The organism is Fictibacillus sp. NRS-1165, assembly GCF_050468105.1.
GTDB classification, from domain to species: domain Bacteria; phylum Bacillota; class Bacilli; order Bacillales; family Fictibacillaceae; genus Fictibacillus_C; species Fictibacillus_C terrinigri.
The window spans coordinates 62,410-76,927 of sequence record NZ_JBDPNU010000044.1 but is presented as its reverse complement, the minus strand read 5'-3'; the positions used below and the strand labels follow the sequence as shown (position 1 = coordinate 76,927).

Genomic DNA, 14,518 nt, shown 5'->3' with positions numbered 1-14,518 from the left:
GGGTGAAAGCTGCCAGACGAAGCAGCTAGTTCGTTTGAAGTTACATGTAAATGAAAGTTTTCATTAGAACAGGTTTCAAACTAGAAATAATTCCGATAGTAAATGAGCGAAAAAGCCATGTGAATACAGATAAAATCAGAGTTCCAGCCATCTCCGAGTTAAATCCTGTAACCACAAATATGCGAAGCCATAGTATTTGCTCTTATCAGCTTTCCTTACAAAGCAATAGTACGTCTAACAAGCACTCTTAAATACAAATAAAAAGTGACATGCGCTCACTCTGCATGTCACTTGTTCATAAAAGCTATCTAAACAGATTCGTCTTCGCCAGTTCGATCAGTTCGTCTCCCTTGCCGTTGAGCACGGTTTTGAGCATCCAGAGCGTGAATCCATGCGCCTGTTCGAACTCAATTTTTGGCGGAAGCGCCAGCTCCTGGCGGTTGACGACCACATCAAGGAGGACGGGGCCTTTATGTTTAAACGCTTGTTTAACGGCGCCCTCCAGGTCACCCGGATCCTCGACACGGATACCGTGGATCCCCATTCCTTCCGCGATGGCGGCATAGCTGGTTTGTCCAAGGCCTGTACCGGTTTCCAAATATCCCGCCGCTTTCATTTCCAGCTCCACAAAGGCCAGTGACTCATTGTTGAACACCACCACTTTTACCGGCAATTGATGCTGCTTGATCGTCAAAAGATCACCCATCAGCATGGAGAGTCCGCCATCTCCGGAAAGAGCGACGACTTGCTTCTTTCTTTGTGAGACCTGTGCCCCTATCGCTTGCGGCATGGCATTAGCCATCGTGCCATGATTGAACGATCCTAACAGCCGGCGTTTGCCGTTCATCTCCAAGTAACGAGCCGCCCATAAGGTTGGGCTCCCCACATCACAAGTAAAAACCGCATCCTCGTCAGCGAGGTCACTGACCACTTTTGTTAAATATTGCGGATGAATCGGTGCTTTGCCTTTTTTCCCGGTGGCCAGCTTGTCCAAGTCTTTGCGCACTTTCGCATAGTCCTTCACATGCTTGTCCAGGTGACTCGTGCTTTTCTTCACTTTTATTAACGGGAGCAGTGACTCGACTGTATGCCTGACATCCCCGCATAATCCATACGTTAAGGCAGCCCTTCGTCCAAGGTGCTCCGCCCGGATATCAACCTGTAAAATAACGGCTTTTTCCGGGAAGAACTGCCGATACGGAAAATCAGTCCCAAGCATGAGCAGCACATCGCAGTCCATCATCGCATGATAACCGGACGAATACCCGATGAGCCCCGTCAGTCCGACAGAATAAGGATTGTCATACTCGAGGTGCTCCTTCCCTCTGAGCGCGATGACCATTGGAGATTTCAGCGCGTCACATAAGGCCATCACCTCAGTATGCGCACCTTCACATCCCGCTCCGCATAACAACGTTACCTTCTTTCCTTTGTTCAAGTAATCCGCAAGCTTCTGCAGCTCGTTTTCTGATGGACGAATCACCGGCTCTGTTACATGAATCACTTGTTCCGGCACCTTCTGTTCGTCATGAAGGGAAGCCACATCACCCGGCAATATGATCACTGAAACGCCTTTTTTGCCGATCGCGTGCTGCATCGCCATCGTGACCATGCGCGGCATCTGTTCCGGACGAGTAAGCACCTCGCAGTAATGGCTGCAATCTCTGAACAGCATTTCTGGACGGGTCTGCTGAAAATAATCTCCGCCAAGCTCATTGCTTGGAATGTGCGCCGCAATAGCGAGCACCGGGATCCGGTTGCGATGGCAGTCGTAAAGTCCGTTGATCAGATGGAGGTTCCCTGGACCGCTGCTACCCGCACAGACGGCGATACTATTGCTTAAAACGGCATCCGAGCCCGCAGCAAAGGCCGCGACCTCTTCATGACGGACCGAGATCCATTCAATTTTTCCCGACCGGCGAATGGAGTCCAGCACCGCATTCAACGAATCGCCCACAATCCCGTAAATTCGCTCAATTCCAGCGTGTCTTAACGAATCGACCAATAGATCAGCAACGGTTTTCTTCATTATGTAGTCTCCTTTTTCAGTTACTGCCTCAATTACACAAATACTTCCATATTGTCCCTTGTATAGTTAGGAATATTCGGGAGTTTGAGCCATTCCCTAAAAAATTTCTACCCGCTCGTGTGCTGGCGGAAACCTCAGTTTCGTATGACTATGATGATTCGCCCAGAAATTCTGTATGGCTCATTTTTGGAAAAATAGTCTAAAATACCTGTTGTAATTTCACTGTAACCTTTGTAACATAAATGTAATATAGCGATCGATCCTTTGGATTACATAAAAGGTTCATTGGAGGAACGTAATCAAAAAAGGTTAGTCGTTTCTGTATTAGCCGCATTACTCATCCTGCCAGCAGGGTTTGAGACGCAGGCTGCCGCGGGAACTCAAGCCAAAACTCAATTCCAGGCACAGGCTAATCCCGTTCAGCTGTTCATCTCAACTAAAAAAAGGCGATTTAGTATTCTTTGATCTCAACAGCAAAAAGAAACCTTCCTTTGCTGGAATCTACAGTGGAGGCAGCCAGTCATCGCTGCAGCATCAAAGGGTGTTAAATCGATTAACATAAAAGACGCTTATTGGAAGACAAAAGTGATCAGCGCAAAACGCGTCATCAACTAGTGTTAAAAAATAAATGAAGGGTGTCATGTAATGATGAAAAAATCAATCTTCCGCTTCATCATGCTTGCAATCGCGCTTGCTTTGATTGCTTCCGTATTTTTTGTGAATAGCGAGGCAAAGGCCGCATCCGTACAGACCGCGTTTGTTAGTGTTAAAACAACATTAAATGTCCGAAACGCTCCAAGCGTAAATGCCAAAATCGTCGGCTCTTTAAAATCCGGTGCGACGGTGTCCGTTTATTTCAAAAACCAAATCCGGCTGGTCTGAGATCCGCTATAAAAGCAAGAAGGCCTATGTCTCTACCAAGTATCTGAAATTTTTTAAAGGTGTAACGATCAGTAAACATCTATATAAAAATACGAAGGCTGTAACCTATCCTCAAGTGGCCGGACTAAAAAGCAAAAAAGCTCAGGATAAAATCAACGCTGTACTGCTGAGCCATGCCAAAGCATCATACAATGAATACCTTCAGTTGCTGAAAGACGAAAAAGAGGCACAGGGAGATAAAATATGCAAGGAGTATCCTTCCTCCTGCAACTATGAATACCAATCCAGCTATTCCGTTAAATATAATGATGGCAAGCAGCTGAGTGTTCTTTTCCAGGACTATCAATATACTGGCGGTGCGCACGGGATGTCATCCCTCGAAGGATATAATTTTACGGTCAGCGACGGCAAGGAAATTAAACTGAGAGCATTCTTACAAGTGATGCGAAATACAAAGCTGTACAGAAATATGCGTATAACTATATGAAACAGCATAAAGATACTTTTTATGTCACCCGTCAAAGTGATGTAAATATTAAACGTGATGCGGAGTTTTACTTTAATTTTAATGGTATTACTTTGAAATTCGGCGAGTACTCGGTTGCCCCTTATGCAGCTGGAACTCCTGCCGTGGACATACCTTTGTCCGTTTACAAATAAGCAGAATCCAGGAGAAGGGACCCCCTTCTCCTTTTTTCATTTTCCTTCAACCAGAAGGAGGATCCGAAAAAAAGGGGAATGTACTACATGAACGAAAAAAAAGATTTGGAGGTTTCTTTTTGAACAGTCCTATTTTAAATCAAATCGGAACGGTCTTTATTCCTGTAAACAACATTGAACACGCTCGGGATTGGTATTGTGATCTTTTAGGTTTACCGGCAGATGGGGAAATACTGTTCGGCCATCTTTATATCCTGCCGATGAAGGGTGCGGGGATTGTATTGGACAGCAAGATCTTTTCAGAAGAAACGATTGTGAACACACCCTTATTCCATTTCAATACGGACAATATTGAGGAAGCCTACGAATATATGAAAGGCAAGAAAGTCCAGTTAACAACTGAAATCGAACATGGGCACTATTTTAATTTTAAAGACCCGGATGGAAATCATCTCATGGTCTGCAAGTGTTAATGAATGGCTAGTGTTTTGCCATTCTGAAAACGGTGAGGAGTAGCAACGGATCTCACTCCCCTCTCGCTGCCTCTTAATGATGGTTAAATGCATGAGTACTTGGAATAATTACAGATAACATATCATTTGGAGGCATTATGGGTTATTTCTTCATTTTTTTATATCTTTTATTTGTTGCACTTGTCATTGAAATCGCTTCAACATTGCTTGTGTATACAGGACTGGAACCTGAAATTTCGAGATATCAGGTCATCTCCATGCTGACCGGTACGGGTTTTACTACGGATGAATCAAAGTTAATCATTGATCACCCGCTACGAAGGAAGATCAGCGCCTTCCTTATCCTCTTTGGCGCATTTTCACTGGCCGTGATTATCTCCTCCATCAGCAATATACTTTCTGATAATTTTCAGACAACAGAGTTAACGGTCATCTGTTCCATCCTGATCCTCCTTCTTTTCCTATTAAAATTACCTATCATAAAACAAACGTTCTCAAAAAAATTGAAAGAAGAAACGAAGGATACGTATCCTTTGTCAGAGCTGCCCATAAAGGAAGTTCTTTATTTTGAAGACGATGATTATGTTACTTCCATACATATACAGGGCGATTCTCCTTTTGTCGGGCAAAAAATAGAGTCTTTGATCAAGCCCAGAGAAGACCTGCATGTCTTATCCCTAATTCGTGAGAACAGGCCCATACGAGAAAACCTGAATAAGAAGGAGCTTCAGGATGGCGATCGTGTCATCGTTTATGGCAAAGAAGAAATCATAAATGCTAAATTCGGAGAAGAAAACTAATCCTGTTTTACTCTCCGTTTTTTTCGGACCCAATTGTATATGCTTGTCGCTCCCAGCAGAATGCCAATGATTAATCCGCTCATCGCCGTAATCAAGGCAATATATTCAAACAATGAGTATCCCGCCATCTTGTCCCAGTTTATATCGCCTTTGAGATCTTCAATGGTTAGGTTCATTCCATAAATCCCGCTTACGACGGTATAGAGAGTTAAGATTAACAACAGATAGCCGTTTCGTTCCGATGAAAAATTGGATTGATATTTAAATAAACTCGAAAGCGTGTTTCTAACATCATCATATAGTTCTTGGGTGCCAAACACCTTCCTCAACTGAACGAATATTTCTCTGCCCTGAGTTTGAGATGCAAGTTCCAAAAAGAAATATTCAGATGAAAACCGGGTAATGGATCGAATCAAGTCTTCTACTTTCTCCCGATCGGATTCAAGTTTCACCTGCGAATATTCATTCGCTAATTTTAATAGGACAATCTTTTGAAATAAATTGAGCAGCAGACTATAATAATATTCTCCATACATTTGACTGATCAGAGAGTCCAGGACTTCTCCTTGTTGGTTGGTCAAACAGCAAAAACTATTCCGGTCTGTAACATAGTAAGTATCCGGTTCCCAGCGGCAGTAGGTTTGTTCCTTAATATACCCTTTCAATTACCGTTTGCTGCTTGCACCGATAAATGGCTGCCCCTTTTCATCCATACCATCCAGCTGCCCAGCTCGATAAATATCGGATTCATCAATGGATTCGCCCTCTTCAAATGAAAAAAAACCTTGAACATACATCCATTCATCAATAAAATAGGGCAATGTTTCAAAATGAGAACCCTTGATTCCTTCCTTATCAAAATGCGGCAGGATCATGGGGGCTACTGTTTCAAAAATGAAATGTTCAACTTGATTAAAAGTACGGCCCTGGTATGAAATTTGCGATTTTTTATCCAGGGTTGTACGATCTTCCATCACTCTAAATCTGGCCGCATATTCTAAAGCCTCAGTATACGTTAAGTCATTATTTGCGAGTTCTGTCCGTAAGCTTAGAAAGCCCAATCCAAATGGACAAATGATGACATCGACAGAGAGGAGAAGAAATGGAAGAGTGAAATACTCGACTACCGATACTTTTTGGTCGATTGATTTGGAAAAACGCTGAAATCCCCTATCCTCCTTCCGGGGCGGGAAGAGGATTTTAGATGTAAAAGGCAAATAATAATGCTCCATATTTCTGTGGGACACCCGTTGATTTTCCCCATAGAATGCTTGTTCCAGCTGTTTATCCTCTATATTAAAATGCTGATTGTTTTCGTCCAGCAAATTCATTCATCAGAGCTTGCTCATTATCCGGCTTGATCAAAAAAGGAAATATAAAATGGAATACCGCTTTGTTTAACTTTTTATCCTGAACGCTTGGATTCATGATATAACCTCTTATCTCGTTACTCGTTAGATAATGCAATTATTCCACATGAACAAACTTCTTAGACGCACAGAAATTTTGAATAAAAAAGATGACGTGCGTCCTGCACGTCATCTCCCTCCTAAATCAACAGCTGAAACAGCGTCTTGTCTTTATTCACTTCTTGATAGGCAAAGCCTTTGCGGTTCATTCGCTGGATCAGCTCCGGATAATCCTCTTTATGCTTGAGCTCGATGCCGACCAGCACCGGCCCGGTTTCTTTGTTATTTTTCTTCGTATATTCGAAGCGGTTGATATCATCATCCGGTCCCAGCACTTCATCCAAAAACTCACGAAGCGCACCGGCACGCTGCGGAAAATGAACGATGAAATAATGCTGCAAGCCCTCGTAGATCATGGAGCGTTCCTTGATCTCCTGCATGCGGCCGATATCATTATTGCCGCCGCTCACGATACAGACGACCGTTTTCCCTTTGATTTGATCAGCATACTCATCCAGAGCAGCGAGGGAAAGAGAGCCGGTCGGTTCAGCGACAATCGCGTTTTGATTGTAGAGCGAAAGCAGGGTTGAACATACTTTTCCTTCTGGTACAACAACAATGTCATCGAGGAGTTCCTGGCAGATCTCGTACGTAAGCGCCCCGACGTTTTTTACTGCCGCCCCATCAACGAACGGGTCGATGTGGTCAAGACAAACATGTTTCCCCTGCAGCATGCATTCATTCATCGCCGGAGCACCCGCCGGTTCAGCACCGATCAGATTCGTTTGCGGAGAAACGCTCTTTAAATACGTTCCTATACCCGAAGCGAGGCCCCCGCCTCCGATCGGAACAAACAAATAATCAATGTTTTCGTCGCAGTCATTTAAAATCTCCACCGCCACCGTGCCTTGTCCGGAAATCACATCGACGTCGTCATACGGGTGGATGAACGTCCTTTTTTCGGCCTCGCTGCAGGCAATCGCCTTTTCATACGCATCGTCAAACGTATCTCCAGCTAGAACAATCTCCACATGTTCACCGCCAAAAAATTTCACCTGATTCACCTTTTGTTTTGGCGTTGTCGTAGGCATGAAGATCTTGCCGTTGCTTTTCAGCAGGTGGCAGGAATAAGCGACACCTTGGGCATGGTTCCCGGCACTCGCGCAGGTGATGCCGTTCTCGAGTTCCCTCTGGCTCAGCTTTTTGATCCGGTTGTATGCACCACGGAGCTTGAAGGAGCGAACAACCTGCAAGTCCTCCCGCTTCAAATAGAGTTTACAGTCATACTGTGCGGACAGCAGCGGATTATACTGCAGCGGCGTATGGAGGACCACATCTTTGATTCGTTGATTTGCGATCATGATATCTTCGACGAGCACCATTTTTTGACGTTGCTGTACCTGTTCCATCATCCTCTTCCTTCCTTCAATAAGTTTTTTTCAATAAAAAAAACTCGCACCCCAATAGGGACGAGTCAGCTCGCGTTACCACCCTAGTTCCGAAGCAAAAAAACTCCGGCTCTCCAGTCTAAAAGACACTATAACGGATTACCCGACAAGGCTTACTTCCCCTTTCAGCCTTGTATCTCCGAGATGATCTTCAGATAATGGTTGTTCATCGGCTCCCACCATCACCGACTCTCTGTGCAACAAAAATATTATCCTACTGTTCTCGTCATCGACTTTCGTGTTCAATTTTAAAACTAAGATTAACAGCTTCAAAATGCCAAGTCAACAAGTTTATTGTAAATTTAGAATATTCTTTTTATGTAAGCGCAACCAATTAAACTTCCGTCCCCCATCAAAGCGATTCAATTGATTGAACGTTTGAGAGAAGATCAGCTATTGCTCGACAGTACCGAGAGGATGTACCTTCCTGAATTCAGAAAAGAAAACACTCTGAGGCTCAGCGTTTCTCAAGTAGATGAAAAACTCATCGCCGATGGGGTAAAAAGGATCGGTCAAGGGATTCGGAAATTATTAAAAAAGCCTTTTTGATTAGGTCATTATGAATCAGGGTGTATCCCAAAATGCCGTATCGCCAGCTCTTTGAATCTTACCTTATCCACTTTTTCTTTTGTGACGTTACCATCCTCCCATTGAGTAAAAGAGGTTGGGGTCAGTGTTACGTTCCCTTGATTGGTCAGCCGGGTCATTAATGGATGTTTATTAAAGGGCGAGTTCTTGTGTTCGGAAATAATGGTTTGAATTTCATTAAATTCGGATACGTCGGTTATCGTTTTCTTGGAATCAAAGGCATACCCAATTCGCCAATCTTTATCTTTATGTCTCAATTTCAACTCAAGCACATAATCTCCATGTTCACTATTCATTTTTTTAATCCGAAATTCCCCATTATAGGAGGTTACCGTTTCTCCGGTTAAAGGGACCGGCCTTAGAGGCAAATTGCCTCCAAAACCCGTATCGATTAAATACGTTCGTTCTTCGTGAGTGATAAGTATCGTTACATGAGTCCTCCCAAGGGTCTGGTACTCTTGAGCAGCAATTTCGTAAACGACCCCCCGCGCGAGGACTGCATGAAATCCATTTTCAATCAAGAAGAAATAAAAAAGCGAATTCAACTCGTAACAAAGACCTCCCTCTTTTTTCACCAGAATTTTTTCTATTAGATTTTCTTTTGAAATGTCACGTGTTCTATTATCAATAACGCATATGTTTTCAAAAGGTATGGCCGTTGCCGTTTTTTCAAGCACTTGATCCAACGTTTCAAACGTAATATTTTCGCTTTCTGGAATGTTGAGCCTTTTACGGAATAGTTCATTTAGTTTGCTCATAAAAGATCCTCCTCGCCATTCACCTGTCATCGCTTTTTTCAGCAGAATGGAGGAGCATTTTTGCTCCTCCAGCCAACCCAAAGTATATTATATTAGATCTTTACAGCTTCATGCTCCTTCGCCGAAAGATACGCCGCTTCGACGATCTTTGTTGCCGCCACCCCGTCCCAGGCATCGGCCAGCTCCGTCGGATTTTTATGGATCGTCTCAACAAACGCATTCAGCATGTGAAGGTATTCAAAATCACCAAAGTTATGGTGAAGCGTTTTTGTACTGTTATGCTGGATGATGTTCTGGGCATACGCCTTTAAGTCGATCGCTCCTTCCGTTCCTGTGGCCCGCAGATCTATGCCTCCCCACGTCGGATACCCCTCAGGCCGCGACCAGCTCGGATCGATGTCGGCGATGATTCCATTATCAAACTCCAGCTGCACGTGGCCGACATCATCTATAGTAATGCACGGAACCAGGAACGAATCGGCCTCCGCATAGACCCGTGTCACTTCGGCCCCAGTCAGCCATCTCATCAGATCCGCGAGATGAACAATGTGATCCATCAGCGCACCCCCGCCGGACAAGTTCTTATCGATAAACCAGCCTTTCGGGCACTGACCCGGGTTCTTCCCATGAAAAGCCAAAATGTCACCGATTTGTTTTTGATCGATGATCCGTTTCATTTGGACGGCCGGCGTATTAAAACGCAACGGAAAAGCAGTGGCCAGAACAGCATCCTGCTCGACCGCCTTTTTAGCCATGAGTAAGGCACTTTTAGTTGATACAGCCAATGGTTTTTCACAAAGGACGTGCTTGTACTCTTCCAATGCCGCCAGTACCAGTTCTTCATGCTTGGTGTTCTCCGAGCAGACGATCACCGCGTCGCACTCGTCCAATGCCTCTCGCAAATTGTCATAACAAATGGTGGAATGCTCTGCCGCTTTCTTCTTTCCGCGATGAGCATCATCGTCAAAGATACCCGCCAACTCCGTGCCCGGGCAAAGCTTCACGGCAGACGCGAACGTATCCAGATGGACATGGGCGGCTGATAAAATGGAGATTCTCATCGTTTGTTCAGCTCCTTCGCTAAGGAAATCGGTCGTTTTTCATGAGCAGATTGCAAGGCAAGCAGTGCAATTTTCGTACTTTCATAAGCATCCTGCAGCGTAACGGGAACCGGCCCATCGTTTCGGATACTATCAACAAAATCTCTCAGTTCAAGATACCAAGGATCATCCCGCAGCAGAACAGGAGGAACTTCAGTGGAATCTTTTTTAAGGGAAACCTTCCGGTGAACCATGAGCGGATGAATTTCTTGGCTGTTAAACGTCAACAAATCATTCTCCTGTGCGATATCCGCTTCCTGTGCAAATCCGCCATCATACCGCCAGCTGCCTTCAATACGGCTGATCGAACCATTTTCGTGACGCAGCGTGATGAGGGCATAATAATGATCGGGATCAGTTTGGGCATAAACCCGAGTGACCGGGCCGAACGCCCATCGTGCAAAGTCAATATCATGAAGGCTGAGGTCCAGGATAACCCCGCCGCTATTCCTTCGGTCAAGCGACCAGTTTTTTGCACTCACCGGCAATTGGGAGCGCCGTGAAAGCAGTGTGGAAGCCGGCTTATCAGGATCAATGCTCTCCTTAAGCTTGCGGTATTCTGGAAAATAGCGCAGCACCTGTCCGACCATCACTTTTGAGCTGCTCTGCTCTTCAAGCTCCAACATGCGCTGGCAGTCTTCATCCGTATGCGCCATCGGTTTTTCAAGAAAAACATGCTTCCCCCTCTCCACCGCTTTTTCAAAAACATCCCGGTGCATAAAAGTAGGAAGGCAGACATCAACCACATCCGCAATCTCCAGACATCGCTCCAGATCGTTATAAAAGGGAATTCCCTGTAGATCGCCGGTTCGGGTCGTCGAATAAATCCCCGCCACTTCTACATCGTTCATCTGCCGGTAGGCGTTCAGGTGAATGTCTCCGATAAAGCCGTATCCTAAAATAACAATTTTCACAGCAGGCACTCCTCTCATAGCAAAAATCAGTATGTTTTATAGATTCCCTATGCCATGATAAGAGACCTGCATGTTTTTTGTTACCTGTTTGGGAGATTACTTGCAGGTTTCTTGGCGTTACTCACGGAAACCGAAGTATTACTCGCGGTTCGACACGATTTACTAACGGAAACTTTGACTTTACTCGCGGTTTCTCTGCCATTACTCACAGAACACATCATTTTCACAACCTCAAGTAACATCAATCTTCTATTTTCATCACATAGGTTCGATTTCGATAGGTTCCAGTGGATGCGAGATTCATGGATTGGAGAATGCGAGTGGAAACAGAAATTGAGGGCAAATGCAGGAAGGATCTGAGCTGGCAGTTGGTAATTAAAAGTCCAAAAAGAAGTTTATAATCCATGATGGCTGCCACGTGAGCATCTTTTGAGAACGATCCGCATTTTGTACATACCCACTTAGCATTCATTCGGTGCATGGGGAGCATAAAACATTCCGGGCATACGACACCAGTTAAAATTTCTTTTGAAGAAAGCTGGAATTTCTGGAGAATTTGAGGATCATCTGGAATGTGGCTGTTGACGAGTTTACGGGAGAGCTTTTTTAATTGCTGGGGGTTTAACTGCTCGATGGCATGCTTTTTTTCATACCTTTTTATTTTTGAGGGGAGATTTGCACTGTGGATGACGTGCTTAGCCGTGGCGGGATCCAGCTTTAAAAGAGTGTTTTTAATGACAGTGTTGGGGTTACTGATGATTACAAGCCTTTCTATGGGAACCTTGGGGAGTTTGTGATTAGAAAGCCATTCCTGGAGTTGTGTACCTTGCCGTTCAACCTGCAATATCGGGTCAGGAAAGCCTTCTTCTTTTTCACCCGACACACGAATGAGCTGTGTAAAATTGGGATCAAAGACAAGTGTTCCTGAGATATTTTTCACTTCTAAAATGAGAATGTAGCTAGGGGAAAGGATGAGGGTATCAATCTGGAAAAAGTAATCGCCATCTTTAAGCCGAAGGTCATGCAGAATGTGGCAGTTTTTCTTGTGGAGAAACTTAAGGTGATAGTCAAGAGCAAGCTCGCCTTTGTAACCAGCCATACGTCTTGCCAGATGATCAGAAATTATCGGCCGTTTCGGGTGCTCTGGAGGCAGCCTTCTCAGTAAAGCTTCCAGTTTGCGTATGACAATAGGTACTTTTCGTTGTTTTACAATCAATATCGATCAACTCCCTTGTTTACTAGGTAAACATTCGAACTGTATGCTAGTTTTTCCTTCATATGATGCAAAATTAATTGCCGGAAAAGGGTGTTGCATTTGACTGTGATTACTTTCGATTCGACATGCCTTTCTTGCAGAAATGCTCTATTTACTCGCGGTTCGACACGATATACTCACGGAAACTTTGACTTTACTCACGGTTTCTCTGCCATTACTCACAGAACACATCATTTTCATAAAATCAATTGGCAGTACATCACTCCCAGCACTTTCGCCAAATAAAAAACACCGTTGTCACGGTGTTTTTCTATCACACTCTTTAAACGGTGTTTGATGCCTTTAAATTTAAGCGATCCTCATACTCAGACTTCAAAATATTATAATACAAGCTGGTGACTTCACGCCCATCCAACCGGTCCAATTTCTTTTTTTCACTAAAACGGTAGTTGAATCCGCATTTCTCATTGACCCGCTTGGAATTATGATTAAAATCAAAATGTCCGCACCATACAATATCTAGATCGAGATCTTCAAAACCATGCTGAATCACCCGGTGTACGGCTTCAGGGACATATCCTTTTCCCCAATAAGCTGGATTGAGCACATATCCGATCTCCTTTTGCTTGTAATGGGAAAGGCTTACATCGGGCTTTCGATCATGCAGACCAATACTGCCGATGACCTTGTTTTCAGAGAGCAGTTCAATGGCATACACCACGTCATTGCTTTCCATGAACATTTGGATGATCTCTTTGCTTTCTTCCTCATCTTTATGAGGTTTCCAGCCGGCATTCGGGCCCACCAACTCACTTTTCGCGTATTCGTACAAGTCTTTGACGTCTGACTCCTTCCACGCCCTCAACAATAATCTCTCGGTCTGCAGCTCTCCCATAATATAGCCCCCTTCTATTTTTAACCATTATAGGCTAAACGGGATTAAAAAGGAACATATTGGCGGGTGCCAGGCACCGCGATTACACAAGTGTGTAAAACCGTGGCACCCCCAAAGTGGCATTTAAAAGAGGGCACCTCAAAAAAGAGCAGTCTACCAAGCTACCACTTCTTCAACCCCAACAGCTTCTCCCCTAGTTCTGTCAGCTGAGCGGTCTCATACTTCTCATGCTCCAGGTTGCGGGGATCGCCAGGAAAGGCTTTGCCACTCGGAGGAATTCTCTCTTTCCATGACTCTACTCGCGTAGCAATGAGCGGCTCATTCTCCTCTTGCGCCGGGAACATGGAGATATATTGGGCGAGACGCGGCTTATCTGAATAGTTGGGACGGATTCCATGCGGCTGCATGCTGTTGAAGATAAGTAAATCCCCCGCTTTGGTCACGACTTTTGTCGGTGTGTAGCCCGCCGTATCCGGCTTGTGCGGATCGCGGTCGGCCGGCTGATCTTTTACCCATTCATCAAAGTCACGATAAAGTTCAGGAATACATTGGAATCCTCCCATATCCACATCCGTATCAACGAGTGAGAGAACGCCCTGAACGTTTACCGGAATCGGATCGACCGAAGTGTCTACGTCCCAGTGAATAAAGCTGTTATACTCGTGCCCTGGCTTCATCGGGAGATTGAGGTTGCAGCGGTCAATGCTCGCCCACAATTTTTCCGTTCCCCAAATATCGACGAAAGCATCGTACACCTTTGGATACATGCGGTTGTCCCATAAGTATTGATGGTTGTACAGCTCTACCATGCCGGTATTCTTCAATTCCTCCATCTGGATTTCGCGCCGTGCCGCCGTATACCATGTGGAGGAATCATCCGGATTCTTCTCTTCCAAATCAGCCTCGCCAGTCGATATATATGGTCTTTCGGAACTGCATCACGAATGATCACATAGCCGTTCTCCTTCCAGAACTTCCAATCCTCCTCACTCAAGACACGCAGCGGCTCATTATTTTTCCTCTCATTCAGCGGAACAGCAATCTCAAGAATATTATTCAGCTTCTGGTTCATATAACTTCCTCCTTTTATAGTACCTTTGATTGGTTCCATGTTAGAGCTCACAGCAAATCAATACAATAAACGATGTTGCTGTCCTTCTCCTAAAACTAAGATATCTTGTGGTTTCGCTCCGTAAAATGGCCGTGAATAACCCGGCTGATGGCGTTTTCATTCATGCACCATCAATTTCTTGCTTATTTTTAGTAAAAACTATCATATCTTGCTGTCCACTATGGTGATCAGGCGGTAAATCTTATACACTTAAAGGAGCATCAATCCACCGGGG

At 44.6% G+C, this 14,518-nt stretch carries 17 protein-coding genes and 1 other annotated feature; of the genes, 5 read left to right on the top strand and 12 right to left on the bottom strand.

Annotated features, from left to right (window positions below):
* Positions 1-304: 304 nt before the first annotated feature.
* The gene (poxB, locus tag ABHN01_RS19020; protein WP_429876816.1) at positions 305-2,029 is read right to left on the bottom strand and encodes a ubiquinone-dependent pyruvate dehydrogenase; all 1,725 of its coding nucleotides are present in this window, start codon (positions 2,027-2,029) and stop codon (positions 305-307) included.
* Between the two features lie 645 nt (positions 2,030-2,674).
* Here poxB and ABHN01_RS19015 point away from each other — a divergent pair.
* The 5 genes from ABHN01_RS19015 (at position 2,675) to ABHN01_RS18995 (ending at position 4,844) form a co-directional block, all read left to right on the top strand.
* Positions 2,675-2,911, top strand: a complete 237-nt coding sequence (locus tag ABHN01_RS19015) for a hypothetical protein (protein ID WP_429876815.1) — start codon at positions 2,675-2,677, stop codon at positions 2,909-2,911.
* On the top strand, positions 2,865-3,398 hold the full coding sequence (locus tag ABHN01_RS19010; RefSeq protein ID WP_429876814.1) for a DUF4163 domain-containing protein: 534 nt from the start codon (positions 2,865-2,867) through the stop codon (positions 3,396-3,398). The genes ABHN01_RS19015 and ABHN01_RS19010 overlap by 47 nt, the downstream gene beginning before the upstream one ends.
* Positions 3,395-3,571 carry an RsiV family protein gene (locus tag ABHN01_RS19005; RefSeq protein ID WP_429876813.1) on the top strand — a complete coding sequence of 59 codons (177 nt, stop codon included), beginning with the start codon at positions 3,395-3,397 and terminating at the stop codon, positions 3,569-3,571. The genes ABHN01_RS19010 and ABHN01_RS19005 overlap by 4 nt, the downstream gene beginning before the upstream one ends.
* Before the next feature lie 119 nt (positions 3,572-3,690).
* A complete protein-coding gene (locus tag ABHN01_RS19000) occupies positions 3,691-4,044 on the top strand; it encodes a VOC family protein (protein ID WP_429876812.1) in 354 nt (117 codons plus the stop codon).
* A 137-nt stretch (positions 4,045-4,181) separates the two neighbouring features.
* Positions 4,182-4,844: a TrkA C-terminal domain-containing protein gene (locus ABHN01_RS18995; protein WP_429876811.1), complete on the top strand. Its 663-nt coding sequence runs from the start codon at positions 4,182-4,184 to the stop codon at positions 4,842-4,844.
* Here ABHN01_RS18995 and ABHN01_RS18990 read toward each other — a convergent pair.
* The 11 genes from ABHN01_RS18990 to ABHN01_RS18940 all read right to left on the bottom strand — a co-directional run bounded on the left by ABHN01_RS18990 (position 4,841) and on the right by ABHN01_RS18940 (position 14,244).
* On the bottom strand, positions 4,841-5,509 hold the full coding sequence (locus ABHN01_RS18990; protein ID WP_429876810.1) for a hypothetical protein: 669 nt from the start codon (positions 5,507-5,509) through the stop codon (positions 4,841-4,843). The two genes, ABHN01_RS18995 and ABHN01_RS18990, sit on opposite strands and share 4 nt — an antisense overlap.
* Entirely contained in the window at positions 5,510-6,175 is a 666-nt protein-coding gene (locus ABHN01_RS18985; RefSeq protein ID WP_429876809.1) for a hypothetical protein, read from the bottom strand.
* A complete protein-coding gene (locus ABHN01_RS18980; RefSeq protein ID WP_429876808.1) occupies positions 6,141-6,272 on the bottom strand; it encodes a hypothetical protein in 132 nt (43 codons plus the stop codon). Before ABHN01_RS18980 ends, ABHN01_RS18985 begins: the two co-directional genes overlap by 35 nt.
* 121 nt (positions 6,273-6,393) lie before the next feature.
* On the bottom strand, positions 6,394-7,665 hold the full coding sequence (gene ilvA / locus ABHN01_RS18975) for a threonine ammonia-lyase IlvA (protein WP_429876807.1): 1,272 nt from the start codon (positions 7,663-7,665) through the stop codon (positions 6,394-6,396).
* Positions 7,666-7,715: 50 nt separating this feature from the next.
* Positions 7,716-7,940, bottom strand: a binding site (T-box leader).
* A 318-nt stretch (positions 7,941-8,258) separates the two neighbouring features.
* Complete coding sequence (locus ABHN01_RS18970; RefSeq protein WP_429876806.1) at positions 8,259-9,047, bottom strand: arylamine N-acetyltransferase family protein; 789 nt, start codon at positions 9,045-9,047, stop codon at positions 8,259-8,261.
* Between the two features lie 92 nt (positions 9,048-9,139).
* On the bottom strand, positions 9,140-10,108 hold the full coding sequence (locus tag ABHN01_RS18965; protein WP_429876805.1) for a Gfo/Idh/MocA family protein: 969 nt from the start codon (positions 10,106-10,108) through the stop codon (positions 9,140-9,142).
* A complete protein-coding gene (locus ABHN01_RS18960) occupies positions 10,105-11,061 on the bottom strand; it encodes a Gfo/Idh/MocA family protein (protein WP_429876804.1) in 957 nt (318 codons plus the stop codon). The genes ABHN01_RS18965 and ABHN01_RS18960 overlap by 4 nt, the downstream gene beginning before the upstream one ends.
* Positions 11,062-11,302: 241 nt before the next feature.
* The gene (locus tag ABHN01_RS18955) at positions 11,303-12,277 is read right to left on the bottom strand and encodes a nuclease-related domain-containing protein (protein ID WP_429876803.1); all 975 of its coding nucleotides are present in this window, start codon (positions 12,275-12,277) and stop codon (positions 11,303-11,305) included.
* A 322-nt stretch (positions 12,278-12,599) separates the two neighbouring features.
* On the bottom strand, positions 12,600-13,172 hold the full coding sequence (locus ABHN01_RS18950; RefSeq protein WP_429876802.1) for a GNAT family N-acetyltransferase: 573 nt from the start codon (positions 13,170-13,172) through the stop codon (positions 12,600-12,602).
* Positions 13,173-13,333: 161 nt separating this feature from the next.
* Entirely contained in the window at positions 13,334-14,068 is a 735-nt protein-coding gene (locus tag ABHN01_RS18945; RefSeq protein ID WP_429876801.1) for a phytanoyl-CoA dioxygenase family protein, read from the bottom strand.
* Entirely contained in the window at positions 13,993-14,244 is a 252-nt protein-coding gene (locus ABHN01_RS18940) for a hypothetical protein (protein WP_429876800.1), read from the bottom strand. Before ABHN01_RS18940 ends, ABHN01_RS18945 begins: the two co-directional genes overlap by 76 nt.
* Positions 14,245-14,518 lie beyond the last annotated feature (274 nt).